Source organism: Collinsella sp. LCP19S3_A7 (assembly GCF_052121995.1).
In the GTDB taxonomy this organism is placed as follows: Bacteria; Actinomycetota; Coriobacteriia; order Coriobacteriales; family Coriobacteriaceae; genus Collinsella.
Genome location: NZ_JBQKDE010000047.1, coordinates 1 through 670 on the forward strand (window position 1 = coordinate 1; position 670 = coordinate 670).

The window sequence follows — 670 nt, forward strand, 5'->3', positions numbered from 1 at the left end:
CCCCCGACCATGGCGTCACGGGTAAAAATAAAACCGCAGGTAGACGGCCTGCGGTTTTCGCGAAATACGGGGTATGGTCGAGGGGCCGGGGCTAAACGTAGTAGATGGGCCGCATCCGTGGCGGCAACGTCGAGGGCAGCCGGCCCGGATGCATGGAGGTGGACAAGCAAACTGATTTGCGGGCAGGTAATGTTGTCATCGAGCAGAAACCGGCCAGTGTTTATACATTTGGCTGTTGCGGATAGTTGCGGATAGCCAGAAGAAACACGAGGATTCTAGAAGGGAAAGCTAAAACGAAAGCGGTTCCCCCGATTAACTGAATATCAGAGAAACCGCTGGTAGATAGTGGTGGGCCCTCCGGGATTCGAACCCAGAACCCAGGGATTATGAGTCCCCTGCGCTAACCGTTGCGCCAAGAGCCCTTATAAAGTAGCTGTCGCGGTTAGGGTTGAAGAACAACTTCCAACGTTTTGACCTACGATGTGAAATACTACCATGCACGCGGCACCCGTTCAACGCACGATCTTGTCGACCAGGAGGATCATGGTGCCGCCTTGATTATCAACTTTATCCGAACACCTCCCACATTCATCCGTACATGTGCGGATGAATGTGGGAACCCGATACCCTGAGGGCCGGATCGGCCGGCCCCGGGAGATCGGAGGACGGC

1 tRNA gene is annotated in these 670 nt (G+C 55.2%); it reads right to left on the reverse strand.

Annotated elements, in window-relative coordinates:
* Positions 1-346: 346 nt before the first annotated feature.
* Positions 347-422, reverse strand: a tRNA-Ile gene (locus ACTQV3_RS09255).
* Positions 423-670: the final 248 nt, after the last annotated feature.